The sequence below is a fragment of the Rahnella bonaserana genome, from assembly GCF_019049675.1.
GTDB lineage: Bacteria > Pseudomonadota > Gammaproteobacteria > Enterobacterales > Enterobacteriaceae > Rahnella > Rahnella bonaserana.
Genome location: NZ_JAFMOW010000064.1, coordinates 298346 through 316933 on the forward strand (window position 1 = coordinate 298346; position 18588 = coordinate 316933).

General features: G+C 51.2%; 14 protein-coding genes. 9 read left to right on the plus strand and 5 right to left on the minus strand.

Going from position 1 to position 18588, the window contains the following annotated elements:
* Positions 1 to 6: 6 nt before the first annotated feature.
* Together J1778_RS15425 and J1778_RS15430 are read right to left on the minus strand one after the other, a co-directional pair.
* On the minus strand, positions 7 to 486 hold the full coding sequence (locus tag J1778_RS15425; RefSeq protein ID WP_217173915.1) for a PadR family transcriptional regulator: 480 nt from the start codon (positions 484 to 486) through the stop codon (positions 7 to 9).
* A 5-nt stretch (positions 487 to 491) separates the two neighbouring features.
* A complete protein-coding gene (locus J1778_RS15430) occupies positions 492 to 1304 on the minus strand; it encodes a siderophore-interacting protein (protein WP_217173978.1) in 813 nt (270 codons plus the stop codon).
* A 370-nt stretch (positions 1305 to 1674) separates the two neighbouring features.
* On the opposite strand from J1778_RS15430, the gene J1778_RS15435 reads away from it, so the two are divergent.
* Entirely contained in the window at positions 1675 to 4095 is a 2421-nt protein-coding gene (locus tag J1778_RS15435; protein ID WP_217173916.1) for a TonB-dependent receptor domain-containing protein, read from the plus strand.
* Positions 4096 to 4382: 287 nt separating this feature from the next.
* Positions 4383 to 4769, plus strand: a complete 387-nt coding sequence (locus J1778_RS15440; protein WP_217173917.1) for a methionine-R-sulfoxide reductase — start codon at positions 4383 to 4385, stop codon at positions 4767 to 4769.
* A gap of 194 nt (positions 4770 to 4963) precedes the next feature.
* Here J1778_RS15440 and J1778_RS15445 read toward each other — a convergent pair whose 3' ends face one another.
* Positions 4964 to 5911: an anthrax toxin-like adenylyl cyclase domain-containing protein gene (locus J1778_RS15445; protein WP_217173918.1), complete on the minus strand. Its 948-nt coding sequence runs from the start codon at positions 5909 to 5911 to the stop codon at positions 4964 to 4966.
* 732 nt (positions 5912 to 6643) lie between these two features.
* Between J1778_RS15445 and J1778_RS15450 the strand changes: the two genes are divergently transcribed.
* From J1778_RS15450 to J1778_RS15460, 3 genes are all read left to right on the plus strand, one after another.
* Entirely contained in the window at positions 6644 to 7666 is a 1023-nt protein-coding gene (locus J1778_RS15450) for a hypothetical protein (protein ID WP_238484739.1), read from the plus strand.
* Between the two features lie 315 nt (positions 7667 to 7981).
* Positions 7982 to 9247, plus strand: a complete 1266-nt coding sequence (locus tag J1778_RS15455; RefSeq protein WP_217173919.1) for an MFS transporter — start codon at positions 7982 to 7984, stop codon at positions 9245 to 9247.
* Positions 9244 to 10683, plus strand: coding sequence for a glycoside hydrolase family 32 protein (locus tag J1778_RS15460; protein ID WP_217173920.1), 1440 nt, complete (start codon positions 9244 to 9246; stop codon positions 10681 to 10683). The genes J1778_RS15455 and J1778_RS15460 overlap by 4 nt, the downstream gene beginning before the upstream one ends.
* A gap of 2 nt (positions 10684 to 10685) precedes the next feature.
* Here J1778_RS15460 and J1778_RS15465 read toward each other — a convergent pair whose 3' ends face one another.
* Together J1778_RS15465 and J1778_RS15470 are read right to left on the minus strand one after the other, a co-directional pair.
* A complete protein-coding gene (locus J1778_RS15465) occupies positions 10686 to 11681 on the minus strand; it encodes a LacI family DNA-binding transcriptional regulator (RefSeq protein ID WP_217173921.1) in 996 nt (331 codons plus the stop codon).
* Positions 11682 to 11754: 73 nt separating this feature from the next.
* Positions 11755 to 12693: an aminoimidazole riboside kinase gene (locus J1778_RS15470; RefSeq protein ID WP_217173922.1), complete on the minus strand. Its 939-nt coding sequence runs from the start codon at positions 12691 to 12693 to the stop codon at positions 11755 to 11757.
* 253 nt (positions 12694 to 12946) lie between these two features.
* On the opposite strand from J1778_RS15470, the gene J1778_RS15475 reads away from it, so the two are divergent.
* The 4 genes from J1778_RS15475 to J1778_RS15490 all read left to right on the plus strand — a co-directional run bounded on the left by J1778_RS15475 (position 12947) and on the right by J1778_RS15490 (position 18435).
* Entirely contained in the window at positions 12947 to 14527 is a 1581-nt protein-coding gene (locus J1778_RS15475; RefSeq protein WP_217173923.1) for a carbohydrate porin, read from the plus strand.
* Between the two features lie 72 nt (positions 14528 to 14599).
* Positions 14600 to 15973 (plus strand): sucrose-specific PTS transporter subunit IIBC, encoded by a 1374-nt coding sequence (locus J1778_RS15480; RefSeq protein WP_217173924.1) that lies wholly within the window; start codon positions 14600 to 14602, stop codon positions 15971 to 15973.
* Positions 15970 to 17379 (plus strand): sucrose-6-phosphate hydrolase, encoded by a 1410-nt coding sequence (locus J1778_RS15485; RefSeq protein ID WP_217173925.1) that lies wholly within the window; start codon positions 15970 to 15972, stop codon positions 17377 to 17379. The genes J1778_RS15480 and J1778_RS15485 overlap by 4 nt, the downstream gene beginning before the upstream one ends.
* Positions 17380 to 18435: a LacI family DNA-binding transcriptional regulator gene (locus tag J1778_RS15490; protein WP_217173926.1), complete on the plus strand. Its 1056-nt coding sequence runs from the start codon at positions 17380 to 17382 to the stop codon at positions 18433 to 18435.
* Positions 18436 to 18588 lie beyond the last annotated feature (153 nt).

Below are 18588 nucleotides of genomic sequence, written 5' to 3' on the forward strand. Positions count from 1 at the left end.
CACGGCTCAGCTGCGCTCAATTTCTTTGGTCGCGCGGTCTAACGCATCGGTGATTTTATACAGCGTTTCCTGCCCGATCGGACCTTTCGCCAGCCGCAAATTGAGCGCCATGCGCATATTGTTAATCGCCCGCTGCATTTCCGGAATACTGCGGTTATTCGATAAAATCGCCAGTGAATGCAGTTTTTCCCTTACTGAACCGAGCAAATCACCCTGCTCTGCCAGCGACTGCGTGCCTTCCGGCGTAATCGAATATTGTTTCTTGCCGCCCTCTTCCTGATTTGCCGTTACCAGACCCTGTTCTTCCAGGAACGTCAGGTTCGGATAAATAATACTGGCGCTCGGCGTGTATTCGCCTTTAGAGAGTTCTTCGATGGCTTTGATCAGTTCATAACCGTGAGCTGAACGTTGCTGTAAAAAATGCAGCATCAGCAGACGGATATCACCCGTTTCAAACATCCTTTCGCGACGGTGTTTATGATTCATCATCGTTACTTGTTGTGCCAGTAAGCGACACAACGCACCAGATTGGCGTCCAGTCCGCGATTTTCAACGAAGTAATCATTCAGCCCTTTAACAAATTTCCCCTCACCGGTCGCCCAGATGTAGTAATCGCTTTCCGGCAGGGACAGGCTTTTCAGCTTTTTAACCGCCGCGTCATCTTCCCGATAACCATTTTGTTCTTCGCTGACAATCCATTCGATGTCGAACTCTTTTTCATCGTCTAAGTAGCTAACGCAGCTGACATCTTTCACTTTGACCAGCACGGTGACTTTCGCGGCAGACGCGGCCTGTTTCAGCTCGCGCAAACGGCGCTTCACCGCCGGAAGACCGGTTTCATCGCAGACATACAACTGCCATGCGTAAGTGGTCGGGACGATCAGTGAACCGCGCGGCCCGCCAATAATCAGTTTATCACCCGGCTTCGCGCCAGCCGCCCATTCACTGGCGACACCGCCATCGTGAAGATAGAAATCCAGCGTCAGTTCATTGGCTTGTGCATCGAAATGCAGCGGCGTGTATTCGCGGTTAAGCGGACGCGGCCCTTCGCCCCAGACAATGCCTTCGTCGGTCGCGACCGGAGGCGTGATCACATCACCGGGATTTGCCGGGAAAAACAGTTTGATGTGGTCATCAAAACCACGCGAATTAAAACCTTTCAGATCGTCGCCGTTCAACACGATACGCTGGAAACAGCCAGCCACGTTTTCGCTGCTTTTAACGGTGATATGACGGAAAACCAGGTCATTTTTGACGCGGACAGGCAGGTTTACGGCAGGGATTTCGTTGCGATGTTGAGTCATCACGTTTTCTCTTTTGAAGTAAGGTTGAACGAAAGATATATCTTAGGACTATTTTCCGCAACCCTGAAAAACGTAAGGACACAGACATCAACCCCCGCACTTTTGTGCTCACGGTAGTTCATTCTGAGCCAGGCATTGCAAAGATTTCGTTAAGAAGCCCATTTTTATTTATCAATTTGTTGATAACAATTATCAGTATCATTATCATTCGCACCAAGCCGAAGTGGGTAAGGACGTTAAATAAACCCATATTTTATAAGGATAAGGGCTTTTTACGGAAGATTTGAAAGCAGATGACCAGCGCGTCTGATTTGTCGAAAGGCAGTAAATGCGAGCAGAACTTTTAAAAATAGTGCAGGGCTAAAAACAAATGTTCAAATCCTTTACACAGCAGGGTTTGGTGAAAAACGTCATTTTCATGGGGACGATTCTCACCACCACCTTTAACGTAACTGCAGCACAAGCGATTAAAGACACCACCGATCTGGCAGCCAGTAAAACGCCAGCTTCTGAAGCCATCAGGAAAAAACCGGTGGTACGTACTGCGCAGGATCTGGCGCAGAACAATGAAGAAGTGATGACGGTGACCGAAACGATGCCGGATAAAAAGCCGGGCTCGAAAACCACCATCACAGCAGCAGAAATGCAGCAAAAAGGTGGCAATAATTTCGGCACAATCATGCGTTATGAGCCGCTGATCACCGCCACCGGCTCCAGCGGCGGTTCCGGCAACGGCAAAAGCGGCTTCGACCGTAACGGTTATACCGGCTATAACATCCGGGGTCTGGAAAGCAACCGCGTCGGCATCGATGTCGATGGCATTCCCCAGCCAAGCGCCACCGGCCGCAGCTACGCAAGCCGCGCGGGTCTGGGCACGTCCGGTATTGGCCGTGATTACATCGATCCTTACATTTACGGCCAGGTGGATATCGAATCCGGCGCCACCTCCGCTGAACGTGCCAACACCTCTATCGGCGGTGCGGTTTCCTTCCTGCCAAAATCTGCCGATGATTATCTGCGTCCGGGCAAGGAAACCTATTTCGGTTACCAGTCTGATTATGATTCTTCCGACCGCTCCTGGCACAACGGCATCACCGCCGCCGCAGGTGACGAAACCCTGCGTGGTCTGATTGCCATCAGCCGCCGCGACGGTCAGGAAACCAGCAATAACAGCGGAACGCACGATGCGTATCCGGCAAACTGGCACTCCGACGCAGTCATGACATCCGTTATCTGGCAGCCAAATGACGAACATAAAGTCACCGGTACGCTCGATTATTACGAAAAAGTAAACCATACCCATTACGATGCGTGGAACAGCTCAGGCAGCGCTATTCTCGGCACCGCACAGCAGCAAAGTAATACCCGCCGCTGGGGCGCGACGCTGAAGGATGAATGGACGCCGTTCAACGATTACGTCGATGCTATTGTTTCGAAAGTGTATTACCAGTACACGCAGGCGCACGACAATACCTACATGCCGAACGCCAGTAAGCAGATGATGAACGTCTATTCCAACTATGACGTCAACACGTTCGGCGGCGAAACCAGCTGGCTGAAAACACTGGGGCGTCATGAGCTGAGCGCCGGTATCAACGGTCGTATGTCCAACACTGAACGTCCGTTCCGTGAAAGCCCGGATCAAAGCGTTTACACCACTATCATGCAGCCGGAAGCGAACAGCCGTTCTTATATTCTCGGCGGCTTCCTGCAGGACACCATGAAGTTTGACCTCGATGGCCATGATTTCTCCATCGTGCCTGCAGTACGTGTGGCGTATCAGAACACCAAAGCGAAAGATCTGTCTGACTTGTCCAACAGAACCGTTTCTGAGGGTCAGGTTTCTACCCTTTACGGCAAAGCCAATTCCGATACGCAGGTTCTCCCGTCCCTGGCGTTCACCTATGACATCACGCCTAAGCTGATGACTTACCTGCAATATCGTCGTGGTGCGCAATTCCCGGATGCCAGCCAGCTTTACGGTTCCTGGAACCTCGGTTCTTCTTATGCCGGTTCTCAGCAATACGCGCTGATCGGCAACACGGATTTGAAAACCGAGACCAGCAATAACTTCGAATGGGGTATGAAAGGTGAAGCGACTGAAGGTGTGACCTTCAAGACTTCCGTCTTCTACAACACTTACAAAAACTTTATTGCCAACACCCGTTACAGCCGTGCGGCCAACCCGGGCATGTTCACCAATGTGCCATCCAATATTTATACGATTTATCAGGCCGAAAACCGCGATGAAGCGTTTATCTATGGTGGTGATGTGAGTACCAAAATTAACTACGGTACCTGGTTCAGCAGCGTTGACGGTCTGAGCACCACCTTCGCACTGGGGTATGCCAAGGGTGAATCTAAATCCAGCTACGATGGCGACAAATATGTGGATCTCGACAGTGTGCCGCCAATGAAATTTGTCGCTGGCGTGGCGTGGGATGATCCATCCGGCGTGTACGGTACTGCGCTGACCGCGACGTTCGTCAAAGGCAAAAAAGCCGAAGCGACTAACCGTCAGAGCTACACCAACGCCGGTACGCCAATCACGGGTTCCACCACCGAATACATGAACGTACCGGGCTACGGTATGGTTGATGCAACGGCGTACTGGAAAGTCGCGAAGAACGTGAAACTCAGCGGTGGCGTTTACAACATCACCGACCGCAAATACTGGGATTACCTGAGCAGTCGTACTCTGACTGATACCACCAATCAGGATGAATACAACAAAGCGCTGGCCGTGATGCCTGGTCGCAGCTTCCAGCTGGGCGTTAATGTTGATTTCTAACATCAGACGTTAATACAGCCGTTTAATCACAACAGCGTCATGTGCAAACATGGCGCTTTTTTATTTCCTTGCTGTCCTCCCGCACGTTTACGTCAATGCCCGTCAGCCAGAATGAGCCTCAACCGTCACGTTTTAACTGAGATCCCCGCCTTCCCTGCTGAGCTGAACCCGCTGACCGGCGCTTAGCAGCAGGTGCTCAGGTCTGGTCGTGTACGCCACGCGGTCAGGTTTATCGTGTAAACTGAAAGCCAGAACCTGCAATGTCTGTAATCTGAGGAGTCATCAGAATGAATAAAGAACTCAACGAATTCGAACGTTTTGTTATTGAAAATAAAGGGACGGAGCGCCCTTATACCGGTGAATATAATGAGCACTTTTCACCGGGCCGTTATGTCTGCAAAAGATGTTCTGCGCCGCTGTATTCGTCAGAACATAAGTTTGAATCTCACTGCGGCTGGCCCGCTTTTGATGATGAAATTCCGGGTGCGGTTGAGCGCGTGCCTGATGCCGATGGCCGCAGAACCGAAATTGTCTGTGCCAACTGTAAGGCGCATCTGGGGCATGTCTTTGAGGGAGAATATTTAACCGAGAAGAATCTGCGTCACTGTGTGAACTCCGTTTCAATGGTCTTTGAAAGCGCAGACGAGCAAGGTAATTATCACCCGGCAGAATAGGAAGCTATCTCCACCGCCGGTTACAACCCGTCTTACAGGAACAAGAGGCGGCCTGAACTACAGAAGTGAATGGCCAGGCCCGATGTTTCTGTAAGCCCCGGAGCGATATCTTTCGACCATTCTTCTGCTTATCTACTCCTGTACACTGTGCTGCCAGTGACAGACAGATCCTGACCGGGCGGTACATCTTATGATTAAAAACCAAATCGTGGACTGTATTCAGGCGCATACCCTTCTGATTTTAAACACGCATAAAAATTGATTAATCCCGGCCTTGAGGTTGCGACAAAAACTTCTCCCCCAGGAAGGAAGAATATAGGTTTGTCATTAACATCAAATCCTGGACTAAATGGATTCCCCGTTTCATCGTTGTGCCAGATTAACTTACCCCCGGAATACCCCAGAACTTTTACTTCCCTGTTCAGGGCATCTGCGATCCTTTCACCAAAAAAGTGCATGTTTCCTTTGTTAACATCTTCTTTTTTATTACAAAAACTCTTTGGTGAAAGAAAATCAAGGTTAAATTTCCCTCTCATAAGTATTGGAGGGGAAGTCAGCGGCCTGATATTGTAACTTTGATTAACCCTCGGGATAATCGCGAAGAGATCATAGTCTGCTGTTATCGGCTGTATGTTACTTGCAGTAGCCCCAAATTCAGGAGGGTTTGTCATCACTTTAACAGGATTATTTTTTTCATCAAAAACGCCACCGGCATCATTAATAAAGAAATCGTATGTTCCATTAGGATAATTTGCTGAATATCGCCCCTGGCTACAACGTGTCATTTTTTTACTTTCTATTAATTCTTTAATCCTTGCGTTGTTAATAATTAAGTTTACTGCTTTAGCCCCTTTCACTTTTGATTCATTAATGTAATTGCGATGCTTTTGTTCTAAATGAAGCGGGCTTTTTGAATATTTTATATCTTCAGTAATGAAACCCGCCGTGGGGCCGGCCGGGCTGGACTTCGCCTTGACATGAAAATTTTTTGAAGGAAATCCGTCGTTAAGCAGTGCAAAACTCAGCGCGTTTGGTGATCTCACTCCTATAACTATTTTGTATCGATTGGCTACCGTCTTAAAGGCTGACCCGTATAATAAATTTGTGTGTGAATTTGTGTGTGATAGTTTTCGATTTAACATGGCATTAACTCTTTATTAAGATATTGATGTTTTTATTAAAAAATTCATCTGAATTTGATAAGGATTTTTATTTACTCGCCGCGAAGTTATGAATAAAACGCGAATGAATGGCTCCGCTTAATTTTAACAGGACTCTGACAGCGAAGGACTTTTTCATAAAATGGTGCATTTTTAATAAATCAGTCATCATGAAACGTTTCCCGCCCAATGACTGAATGACTCTTTTAATTATTATCGACCTCAGCAGAAAGGGGGTCAAGAATATAATCCTTTTTCCATCGACACTTCGCCCGGTGGCAGAATCAATGTTAATCCCTATATATTTATACGGTGAATACTTCACGTTACCCGGCAACGTCCGCTGACAGGAAAACGCGCAGTAAATTCGCGCCGGCCGTTATCCGCAGCAACCCTTCTGCGTTCTGCGATAAAGCTATCAGTAGCGGCGCTACGACACACTTTCATTGTCCATTGAGCCTCCCTCGCGGTAACCTATTGAAACCGCTCTGTTTACTGATTTATTTTCAGCAAGGCAGGAAGGGTTAGAATAAAGCCCCTATTTTTTAAGGTGAATAATTATTTTTTGGTGTAATCGTCATTCTCTTACTAACATTAAGGCAGCTAATGTAATCGTGCGATCATCCGCTGATATTAGCCACGGCAGGCAGTGATTATGATGGTATTAACCGCCATCTGACCATCAAAAGTATGGCGATACATGGAGATATCAAAATGACAGAACATCAACAACCTACCACTGAAATTTATAATGAAACGTTGATTGAGCCAGTTAACAGAGTGCCGCTTAAACGTATTTCATGGAGTGCTATTTTTGCCGGCGTCATTATTTCAATGGTGGTTTATTTGTTACTGGCAATATTAGGGACAGCCATCGGAGCCAGTACCATTGATCCGCTGAAAGAGCAAAACCCACTCGATGGATTAGGGAAGGGAGCGGCCATCTGGACAGGCATCAGCATGTTGATTTCCATTGCGGCCGGGGCCTATGCCAGCGGGCGACTGGCTCAGCGTGAAGGTGCTCTGCATGGCGTATTAATGTTTGGGGTGAACACCTTAATTTGCACCTGGTTCCTGATTGTGGTCGTCAACAATGCGGTCAGCGGTGCAGCCAGTGTTGTGGGATCCGGACTACAAACGTTAGGCAGTGGAATATCTGCCGCCGCGCCACCGGTTACTCAAATGGTTAAAGACAAGTTGGGAGAAAATAATATTAATCTCGACAGTCTGCAGAATGAACTTGAAACCACTCTGCGCCAGACCGGCAAACCAGAACTACAACCTGAGAATCTGCAAAATAAAGCCGAGAATGAGGCTGATAATGCACAAAATCAGGCAGCTGATACCGCCAACCATCCGCAAACAGCCGATACGGATATCACTAATTTTATTAAAGGTTTAATTAGTCGTAATGCTGATACATTCCAGGCAGCTGACCGTGACGCGTTGAAAAATATCATCAAGGCCCGTACCGGAAAAAGCGATCAGGAAGTCGATCAGATTGTCAGCCAGGCTGAAAAAACCTATCAGCAGGCCCGTGCGAAATATGAAGAACTGAAACAACAAGCTGAGCAGAAAGCCCGCGAAGCCGCTGAAAAAGCAGCTGCTGCAACGGCGAAAGCCAGCTGGTTTACCTTTGTGATGTTAGTGATTGAAGCCATTCTGGCGGGCTTTATGGGCATGCTGGGGCGCCGTACTCAACCCCGTGCTGTTTATACCCATCAGCGCCCGTTGTAATGACAGCCTCATAAATGTCCTGATGTAAAACACGGGAGGAGATAGCGATATCTCCTCCTTTTTTATTCAGTCCCGGAAGCTGCTTAACCTGCCCTTTTTCCTCCCATGCTCCTTCTCGTTTTGTTTTCGCTGACCCGCTCGCCTCACTCAACAAAGAGATGCTCTTCAAGAAAAATGATACTTTGATCACACTCCAAAAATGTTAACGTTAACATTCGTGATTAACATCATAATTCTGGCTTTATGAATCTTTGAAAACTGAGATGTTAACGTTAACAATATGACTCCTTGTGACGATTCAAACCCGGACATGCCATGAAAAACAGTCAACGAAGTCATTACGCATTGCTGAGTGGTTTACTTTTTTCCTTTTTCTACACCTGGTCTTCCGCCTTTTCGCTTATCTCACTGTGGCTGAGCCAAAAGGTCGGGCTGAAAGGCACTGAAACAGGCTTGTTTTTTTCCGCCGTCGCGTTGACCGCGCTTTGTGCACAGCCTCTGTACGGTTTCATTCAGGACAAACTGGGGTTGCGTAAAAACCTGCTCTGGTTTCTGGGGTTTCTGTTACTCATCAGCGGGCCGTTCTTTATTTTCGTTTTTGCGCCGCTGCTGAAGATTAGTATTTTGTCAGGCGCTGTGGCGGGCGGTTTGTATGTCGGTGCGACTTTTTTTGCCGGGATCGGTGCGTTGGAGTCTTACACCGAGCGCGTCAGTCGTATTCTTGGATTTGAGTTCGGTAAAGCCAGAATGTGGGGTTCACTGGGCTGGGCGGTCGCAACCTTCTTTGCCGGGATGCTGTTTAATATCAATCCCAACCTTAACTTCTGGATGGCTTCCTGTTCGGCTGCCATTTTTCTGCTGCTGCTGTGGCAACTTCGTGAGGTGAAAACGGATGCCCTGAGCCAGCTCGAATACGGCAAGTCCAGCACCCTGACGCTCAGCGATGCCATGACCCTGTTTCGCCTCCCGCGATTCTGGGCGCTGATTGTTTTTGTTACCGGCGTCAGCGTTTACAACGTCTACGACCAGCAATTTCCGGTGTATTTCGCGTCACTGTTTTCTGATGTCCGCCACGGCAACGAGATGTACGGTTTCCTTAACTCTTTCCAGGTGTTTCTGGAAGCGGGCGGCATGTTCCTCGCCCCTTTTGTCGTCAACAAAATCGGGGCGAAAAACGGATTGCTGCTGAGTGGAACGATTATGGCACTGCGCGTTTTTGGTTCCGGCCTCGCAGCCGATGCGGTCACCATTTCCTGCATGAAATTGCTGCACGCTGTTGAGCTGCCCATCCTGCTGATTGCGATGTTTAAATATATTACCACCCGCTTTGACCCGCGCCTTTCCGCCACACTTTATCTGGTGGGATTCCAGTTCATTACGCAAGTCTGCGCCAGTGTGTTATCGCCGCTGGCCGGTCACGGCTACGACCTGCTGGGCTTTGCTGACACCTACATGATCATGGGGACACTGGTACTGGTCCTCACCCTCCTTTCCGTTTTCCTGCTGACCGGCGAAAAAAGCCAGGCTCCGCCTTCCCCGACAGCAAAACATTTGCTTCTGAATAAAAGTGAGATGGTATGAAGACAAAACTTGAACGCGCACAACAGGCGTTAAATCAGGCAGAACCTCTGCGTGGCAACGCCTTTTATCCCAACTTTCACCTCGCCCCTCCGGCGGGCTGGATGAATGATCCGAATGGCCTGATTTATCATCAGGGGGTATATCACGCGTTTTATCAGCACCACCCGTTCAGTGAAAACTGGGGACCGATGCACTGGGGTCACGCCATCAGCAAGGATATGGTGAGATGGCAGCATCAGCCGGTGGCGCTGGCACCGGGAGAAGAATTCGACCGCGACGGTTGCTTCTCCGGCAGTGCCGTTCATGACAACGGCACGCTGAGCCTGATATACACCGGCCACGTCTGGCTCAATGGTGAAGGAAATGACAGCGCCATCCGTGAAGTACAATGTCTTGCAACCAGTCAGGACGGTCTTCATTTTACCAAACAGGGCGTGGTGCTGACGCCGCCGGAAAATATCATGCACTTTCGCGATCCGAAAGTGTGGCAGGAAGACGGTCACTGGTGGATGGTCGTCGGTGCCCGTGACGCCAGCGATTGTGGACAGGTACTGCTTTATAAAGGCACCAGCTTGCGCGACTGGACGTTTGATCGCGTCCTCGCCAAAGCGGACGCCGCTAGCGGTTACATGTGGGAATGCCCGGATTTCTTCCCGCTGGGCGACGAAAATATTCTGATGTGCTCGCCGCAAGGGATCCGCACGCAGGGCCATGATTATCAGAACTTATTCCAGAGCGGTTATCTGCGCGGGCACTGGCAGCCGGGTCACCACTTTGAGATTACGCAAGGCTTTATGGAACTCGACCACGGGCACGATTTCTATGCGCCGCAGTCATTCACTGCGGCCGACGGACGCCGGATCATTATCGCCTGGATGGATATGTGGGAATCGGTAATGCCGTCCAAAGAAGAAGGCTGGGCGGGCTGCCTTACCCTGCCCCGCGAGCTGACGTTACGTGACGGAAAACTCCTCATGGTGCCGGTGGAAGAAGTCTGCACACTTCGCCGGGAACATCGCCCGCTGACGCCCTGCGTGCTGAAAGGCCACGTGCAGCAACTTTCTGAAAATGCGCAGGCGACTGAAATTATCCTGCAATGGGATCTCAGTCATTCCGACGCCGAACGCTTTGGCATCATGCTCGGCGACGGTCTTTCCGTATTCGTGGACAAACAGGCGCAAAGACTCTTTCTGAGCCGGGATTATTCCGCATACGGAATTCAGGACAGCCGCAGTGTCGTGCTGCCGGAAGGCAATCTTCTGGAGTTGCGTGTCTATATCGACCGCTCATCGGTGGAAGTTTTTGTTAATCAGGGGGAGAAAACGCTCAGCAGCAGAATTTATCCGCAGCCGGACAAGCGCGCCCTTTCTCTCTTTGCAGAAAAAGGACAGGCCATGTTAAGTCAGGGAGATAGCTGGACACTGAGCACCGAATAACGTCACAAAGAAGCACGCTCAAGCAGCGGGGAGGAAATCTGTATCACTCCGCTGTTCGGCCGCTGTTCGATCAGATGCAATACCGCTTCACGGCCTATCTCGCGGTGCGGCAACTGCACCGTGGTCAGCGGCGGCTGGAACAGATCACCGATACCGACCATGTTGTCATAACCCAGAACCGCCACCTGCTGCGGGATGGCGATGCCTTTCGCCAGCAATACCTGATAGGCCAGAAACGCAATACGATCGTTGCCGCACACCAGCACGTCAAAATCCGGCTTATCCTGCGGGGTAAACTCATTCAGCAGAGCCACCACATCGCGATAATGCTCATCACCTGACGCCATATGGAACTGGCGCAGTTGTTGTGCAGGCAATCCGGCTTCCTGCCAGGCCGCTTCCGCGCCTGCCCTTCGGCAAATCCCGGCAGGTATGGAATCGGGTAAATAAAAGCATAGCGGACGCTGGTAACCTTTCTTGATCAGGGCTTTCATCGCCTGATACTGCCCTGCAAAATCATCAGGAATGTAACCCGGCAGCGCGTGTTCGCGGCTCAGGCAGTTTGCCAGCACCAGGTTTTTATCCAGCAGACGTTCCGGGATTTCTACTTCACGCAACCCCATGGTCGTAAAGATAATACCGTCCGGGCGCTGAGAAAGCAGCTGACTGACCGCCCGCTTACTGTCTTCCTGCGACGTGATATTGACCAGAAAACTGCTCCAGCCAAATTCACGCGCCGTCAGTTCAATCGAGAGAAGGAGTTCAACGGAAAATGGCGTGGTGGCGGTATCAAGCGCCAGCACACCCAGAGTCGAGACTTTGCTACTGCGGCCACGCATTTTGCGCGCGGAGAAATCGGGCACATAATTCAGGGCACTGATCGCCTGCTGGACACGCGCCAGTGTCTCGGGCTTTAGCCGCTGCGGTTCGTTAATGGCGCGGGACACTGTCATCAGTGAAACCGCGGCCAGTTGTGCTACTTCTTTCAGCGAAGCCATAACTCTCCGGTCCGGCAAAATTGACTCCCCTGATCCTACACAAAAAAACGGACACAGAGTAAATCTATTCGGATCAGTTCTGGGAGGAAAACGCCTCTAAGGTCGCGCTGTCGGGTAATGCGGTCATTGCGCCACGGGCTGTGGTGGCAAGAGCCCCGCACGCCAGCGCCTGATGAACGATTTGCTGCCAGACGTTGTCCGAGGTCAGCGGCCAGTGCTGCGCCAGCCCGGCCAGCAGTCCGGCGACAAAGGCATCCCCCGCACCGGTAGTATCCACCGCCCGCACTTCGGGTGCCGGATAGTGGTTAAGGGTGGCATTCTTCTTGCGGTAGACTGACACACCATTTTTACCCTGCGTGACCAGCAACAGTTCGGGATTATAGCGTTCGCACAGGCGCAGCATTCCCTCTGACAGCAATGTTTCTCCGGTCAGAAACGCCAGCTCGTCCTCCGATATCTTAATCACATCCGCCAGCGACAAGGCGCGGACAAGGTTGTCACGCAGCTGTTCCTCATCCGGCCACAAGTCATGCCGGATATTGGGATCAAAACAGACATAACCGCGTGCCGCTTTCATCTTCGCCATTGCCAGAAAGGCGGAAGACCGTGATGGTTCTGCGGATAAGGCAATCGAACACAAGTGTAAAAACTGTCCTGCGCTAAACGCCGGAATGTCGGTGGCCTGAAGAAATAAATCCGCCCCCGGACGCACCATAAACGTGAAAGAACGTTCGCCGTCGGCATCGTTTTCCACCACCACGGTGGAGGTACGGTGATGCGGATCAGGGATCATACAGTCGGTATTGACTCTCTCATCGCCGAGCGTTTTCACCAGAAACTTCCCGAACGGATCATCACCTACACGCCCGATAAAAGCACTGTTTCCTCCGAGACGGCGGACGCCCACGGCAACATTTGCGGGTGCACCGCCCGGGCATTTTAATAAGCGACCATCCGGCTCAGGGATCAAATCCACCACCGCATCGCCCAGTACCCAAATTCTGTTATTCATCGTCATTCCCTTAGTTACATTCCTGATTAATTTGCCTGTCGATAAAATAGAAGAACCGGTTTAGCTTCACAAGCACAAATGAATTATTAAGATTAAGTGCAGATTTGCCAGCAAGATCACAATTACACCAACAGATAAAGGAACTCCGTTGCATAAAGGGAGGGTGAATGTCTATTGTGCTCAGGAAAACCAGTTTAGCAATTTAGCAAAATGGTTTTCCCATAATAATTAAACTTCCTCTGAAGGGATAAAAATGATGATGAAACCTCGCTATCTTGCTGTTGCTATTGGACTTATTCTTTCTTCTGCGGCTCAGGGGGCCGATCTTTCTTCCAGTGCTATTGAAGCCCGCTTTGCGGCGATGGAAAAACGACTACAACTCGCCGAAAGCCGAGCCGCTAAGGCCGAAGACCGTGCTACGCGGGCAGAACAGCAGGTTAAACAACTCGAGACACGCACCGCCAGTAACGAACAGCAAACGCGTCAGGTGGCGAAGACGGCTGAAACCACCCGGCAGCAAACTGCCGATGTGGCTAAACGCACCGAAACGTTAGCCAGTAATGCCAAAAGCAACAGCAGTGATAACAGCGGGTTTAAATTCAGTGGTTATGCCCGTTCCGGCGTGATCATGAATGATTCTGGCACCTCAACGGAAAGTGGCCCGTACGTCACCCCGGCCGGACAAACAGGCGGTGCAGTCGGGCGTCTGGGTAACGAAAATAACACCTACGTCGAACTGAATCTGGAGCACAACCAGACGATGGCCAGCGGTGCGACCTCCCGCTACAAAGTCATGCTGGCTGATGGTCAGCGCAGCTACAACGACTGGACCGGCGCGACCAGCGACTTAAATATCCGTCAGGCGTTTGTCGAACTGGGGTCGCTGCCGACATTCACCGGTCCGTGGAAAGATTCCACGCTGTGGGCGGGTAAACGTTTTGACCGCGATAACTTCGACATTCACTGGCTGGATTCCGACATCATCTTCCTGGCGGGTACCGGCGGCGGGATCTACGACGTCAAATGGGGCGATAACCTGAAAAGTAACTTCTCGCTTTACGGAAGAAACTTTGACGATCTGAAAGACGACAATAACGACGACACCCGCATCGAAAACTACATTGTCACGGCCAACAACTATGCCGGTCCATTCCAGTGGATGCTGAGCGGCCTGCGTGCCAAAAATAATCAGGATCGTGAAAATACCGGCAACCGGGGGACCAGCACCGCGGCGGACACCGGCTTCCACACGATGCTGGCGTATCACGGTGACAGTTTCTACGGCCTGCGTGAAGGGACATCGAAAACAGCCTTGCTTTACGGACACGGACTGGGAGCGGAAGTGAAAGCGCTGGGCTCTGACGGACGACTGACTGACGATGCCGGAACGCTGCGTCTGGCAACGTATGGCATCACGCCCATCAGCAAAAACTGGAGTATCGCCCCGGCAGTGCTGGCGCAGCAGAGCAAAGACCGTTATGTCTCTGGCGATAATTACAAATGGCTGACCTTTAACACCCGTCTGATCCAGCAAATTACCGAGAACTTCGAACTGGCATATGAAGGCAGTTATCAGTATATGGATCTCAATCCACAGGGTTACAGCGATTACAACAAAGTGAAAGGCGGTTTCTACAAACTGACCTTCGCTCCGACCTTCAAGGTAGGCGATATCAGCGACATGCTGAGTCGTCCGGAAATCCGCTTCTTCGCCACGTATATGGACTGGAGCAAAGAGCTCGACAGTTATTCCTCCGCAGATTCATTTGGTACCGACGGATTCACGGCGGGCGGGCAATGGAACTTTGGTATCCAGATGGAAACCTGGTTCTAAACGGCAGGGTCTGATTTAAAAAAAGCGCCCGGCCTGACCGGGCGTTAATGATAATGAAAATTAAGGGATTCTATGAATATCAATGCGATTGCGACTGAATTGCTTCCGTTGTTGGGCGGCAAGGACAATATTGCCAGCGCGGCACACTGTGCCACCCGGCTGCGTCTGGTGCTGGCGGACGACAGCCTGATCAACAAAAGTGCTATCGAACAGGTCGAAGGCGTTAAAGGCTGTTTCAGCAATGCCGGACAGATTCAGATCATTTTTGGTACGGGGCTGGTGAACAAGGTCTACGCCGAATTTATTAAAGTAGCCGGTATCAGCGAATCCAGTAAATCTGAAGCCGCTGATATTGCGGCGCAAAAGCTGAATCCGTTTCAGCGCATCGCCCGCGTGCTGTCGAATATTTTCGTGCCGATCATTCCGGCGATTGTCGCATCCGGCCTGCTGATGGGGCTGCTCGGCATGGTGAAAACCTACGGCTGGGCCAACCCGGAGAGCGCGATTTTTATCATGCTCGATATGTTCAGCTCAGCGGCGTTTATCATTCTGCCAATTCTGATTGGTTTTACCGCCGCGCGGGAATTTGGCGGCAACCCGTTCCTCGGCGCTACGCTGGGCGGCATTCTGACCCATCCGGCGCTGACTAACGCCTGGGGCGTCGCCAGCGGTTTCCATACCATGAATTTCTTTGGTATTGAGATTGCGATGATCGGCTATCAGGGCACGGTTTTCCCGGTGCTGCTGGCGGTGTGGTTCATGAGTTTTATCGAAAAACGCCTGCGCAAAATCATTCCGGATGCACTGGATCTGATCCTGACGCCTTTCCTGACAGTGATCATTTCCGGCTTTATCGCTTTCCTGATTATCGGCCCGGCGGGTCGTGCGCTGGGTGACGGCATCTCCTTTATTCTCAGTACATTGATTACTCATGCAGGCTGGTTCGCGGGGCTGATATTTGGCGGGCTGTATTCGGTCATCGTCATCACCGGTATTCACCACAGCTTCCATGCTATCGAAGCCGGTTTGCTGGGTAATCCAAATATCGGCGTGAATTTCCTGCTGCCGATCTGGTCGATGGCTAACGTTGCGCAGGGCGGTGCCTGTCTGGCGGTTTACTTCAAAACGCGTGATGCGAAAATTAAAGCCATCGCAGTGCCTTCGGCGTTTTCCGCCATGCTGGGTATTACGGAGGCAGCAATCTTCGGGATCAACCTGCGCTTTATGAAGCCTTTTCTGGCGGCGCTGGCGGGCGGTGCGCTCGGCGGTGCCTGGGTGGTGGCGATGCACGTCAATATGACGGCAGTCGGTCTGACCGGCATACCGGGGCTGGCTATCGTGCAGGCCAGCTCTATTCTCAGCTACCTGATCGGGTTAGTGATTGCCTTCGGCAGCGCATTCCTGCTGTCATTGCTGCTGAAATACAACACGGAGAGTGAGAAATGACGGAAACCAGTTTGCTGAGAAAAGCGCTGCGCAGCGTGGTGGCCGGTCAGGTTAAAGCAGCGGCAGATCCTTATCGTCCCGGCTGGCATCTCGCGCCACCGGTCGGGCTGCTGAATGACCCGAACGGATTTATTCAGCATAACGGTCGTTTCCATTTGTTCTATCAATGGAACCCGCTGGCCTGTGCGCACGGTGCTAAATTCTGGGGTCACTGGAGCTCGGCCGATTTATTGCACTGGCAGCATGAACCGCTGGCGCTGGTGCCGTCAGAAGAATACGAAACTCACGGCTGTTATTCCGGCTCAGCCGTGACCGATAACGGCCAGCTGACGCTGATTTATACCGGTAACGTGAAGTATCCCGATGGCAGCCGTACCGCATTTCAGTGTCTGGCGCGCGAAAATGCAGACGGCGAATTTGATAAAACCGGGCCGGTCTTTAATCTGCCGAAAGGCTATACCGGACATGTGCGTGATCCGAAAGTCTGGCGCCATGAAAACCACTGGTACATGGTGCTGGGCGCTCAGGATCTCAGTCTCAAAGGCAAAGTGTTATTGCTGCGATCTGACGATTTATCAGCCTGGGATTTTCTGGGCGAAATTGCCGGTTCAGGTTTACACGGGCTGGGCGAATTCGGCTACATGTGGGAATGTCCGGATTTATTCCGGCTGGCAGATAACGACATTCTGATTTGCTGTCCGCAAGGTTTAGCGGCGGAATCTGACCGTTATCTGAATACGTTCCAGTCGGGTTATTTTGTCGGGCAACTGGATTACGACAATGCGACCCTTAAGCACGGCGAATTCACTGAGCTGGATCTGGGGTTCGAATTTTATGCGCCGCAGACCACGCAAACGGATGACGGGCGACGCCTGCTGATTGGATGGATGGGGATCCCGGACGGGGATGAGTTTTACCAGCCAACGATACAAAACGGCTGGCTGCATACGATGACCTGCCCGCGCGAAGTGACGCTGGTGGCGGGTAAAATCATGCAAAAACCGGCGCGCGAGCTGCAACAACTCCGTCGTGATGAGCAGGCATGGCAGGGGATTGCCGACGATTGCCCTCCTCTGAACATCACAAAAGCTGAAACAGAGATCGTCACTGAACATGCTTTTAGCGCCAGTTTAGGTGGCGATATGACACTCAGCTTTAACGGACAATGGCTGCGTTTAACGCGAAATAACCGGCGTACAGGCTTGCCTGAACATCGGATCTGGCGCGGTCAGTTGCATAAGCTGACGGTGTTAAGCGATGCGTCGAGCCTTGAGATATTCATTAATGGCGGAGAAGCGGTGATGTCCTCACGCTATTTCCCTGTTTTACCGGCACAATTGAACTTGCGGGGGTCACATCAGATTACGCTGCGCCACTGGTCGTTGGCGGAATGCGTGATAGAATAAATGTCTTTCCGGACAACAGAATATGGCGCAGTGAAAAAGACCAAACGCATCACTATCAGTGGCATAGCCGAACTGGCTGGCGTCTCAAAATCGACTGCCAGCCAGGTACTCAACGGACACAGCAAGAAGTTTCGAATCTCCGATCCCACCCGGGATCGGGTACTCGCCGTGGCGGCTGAACATCATTATCAGCCCAGCATTCACGCGCGTTCGCTCAATGTGACCCGCAGTTTCACACTTGGGCTGGTGGTCCCGGAAATGACCAACTATGGTTTTGCTGCCTGCTCTAACGAACTTGAAACGCTGTGTCGCGAAAACGGCATGCAGCTGCTGATCGCCTGTACGGATGAAAATACCAGTCAGGAAACCATGGTGGTCAATAATCTCATTCAGCGTCAGGTCGACGGACTGATTGTGGCGTCCAGTATGCTCAGTGATGCGGAATACGTGAAAATCAGCCAGCAATTGCCCGTCGTCTTATTCGACCGTCATATGCAGGACACGCAGTTGCCGATTGTGGTCTGTGAAGCCATCGAATCCTCGGCAGAACTGGTTTCGCGAGTTGCAGAAACCCAGCGTGAGGAATTTTATTTTCTCGGCGGTCAGCCACGAATTTCCCCAACCCGTGACCGCCTCGCGGGCTATCAGCTTGGCCTGCAACGGGCGGGTGTCACTTTGAATCCGGACTGGATTGTGTACGGCAATTACCACCCTAGCTCCGGCTACGAAATGTTTGCGCAACTTTGCGCCCGTCTCGGACGTCCGCCCAAAGCGCTTTTCGTGGCTTCCTGCGGCCTGATGGAAGGCGTTCTGCGCTATATGAGCCAGCATCAGCTGCTCGAGAGCGATATTCATCTGTGCAGTTTTGACGACCACTATCTGTACGATTCCCTGTCCGTGAAAATTGACACGGTCGCGCAGGATTGCGGGGAACTGGCTATGCACTGCTTCAGCATGATCAGTGACCTGATGAATGAACAACCCATCGCACAAACCCAATGCTTCCTGACCCCTAAATTGCACTGGCGTTCCCGGCACTTCTCGCAGATCAAATAAATAGTAAATACTCTCGCAACAAGATGATGTGATAATTCATTTCGCATCATCTGATTTATTCCGCCTGCGTTGTCCCATACAGACTTCAATGCAGTCATGGTGAGTTAATCATTTTGCGTCTGAATCGCAAATATCTGACTGATTTACACACTT

What these genes read in the sequence shown, in the direction of transcription:
- J1778_RS15425 (WP_217173915.1), bottom strand. Translation starts at nt 486, where the DNA reads ATGAATCATAAACACCGTCGCGAAAGGATGTTTGAAACGGGTGATATC.
- J1778_RS15430 (WP_217173978.1), bottom strand. Translation starts at nt 1,304, where the DNA reads ATGACTCAACATCGCAACGAAATCCCTGCCGTAAACCTGCCTGTCCGC.
- J1778_RS15435 (WP_217173916.1), top strand. Translation starts at nt 1,675, where the DNA reads ATGTTCAAATCCTTTACACAGCAGGGTTTGGTGAAAAACGTCATTTTC.
- J1778_RS15440 (WP_217173917.1), top strand. Translation starts at nt 4,383, where the DNA reads ATGAATAAAGAACTCAACGAATTCGAACGTTTTGTTATTGAAAATAAA.
- J1778_RS15445 (WP_217173918.1), bottom strand. Translation starts at nt 5,911, where the DNA reads ATGTTAAATCGAAAACTATCACACACAAATTCACACACAAATTTATTA.
- J1778_RS15450 (WP_238484739.1), top strand. Translation starts at nt 6,644, where the DNA reads ATGACAGAACATCAACAACCTACCACTGAAATTTATAATGAAACGTTG.
- J1778_RS15455 (WP_217173919.1), top strand. Translation starts at nt 7,982, where the DNA reads ATGAAAAACAGTCAACGAAGTCATTACGCATTGCTGAGTGGTTTACTT.
- J1778_RS15460 (WP_217173920.1), top strand. Translation starts at nt 9,244, where the DNA reads ATGAAGACAAAACTTGAACGCGCACAACAGGCGTTAAATCAGGCAGAA.
- J1778_RS15465 (WP_217173921.1), bottom strand. Translation starts at nt 11,681, where the DNA reads ATGGCTTCGCTGAAAGAAGTAGCACAACTGGCCGCGGTTTCACTGATG.
- J1778_RS15470 (WP_217173922.1), bottom strand. Translation starts at nt 12,693, where the DNA reads ATGAATAACAGAATTTGGGTACTGGGCGATGCGGTGGTGGATTTGATC.
- J1778_RS15475 (WP_217173923.1), top strand. Translation starts at nt 12,947, where the DNA reads ATGATGATGAAACCTCGCTATCTTGCTGTTGCTATTGGACTTATTCTT.
- J1778_RS15480 (WP_217173924.1), top strand. Translation starts at nt 14,600, where the DNA reads ATGAATATCAATGCGATTGCGACTGAATTGCTTCCGTTGTTGGGCGGC.
- J1778_RS15485 (WP_217173925.1), top strand. Translation starts at nt 15,970, where the DNA reads ATGACGGAAACCAGTTTGCTGAGAAAAGCGCTGCGCAGCGTGGTGGCC.
- J1778_RS15490 (WP_217173926.1), top strand. Translation starts at nt 17,380, where the DNA reads ATGTCTTTCCGGACAACAGAATATGGCGCAGTGAAAAAGACCAAACGC.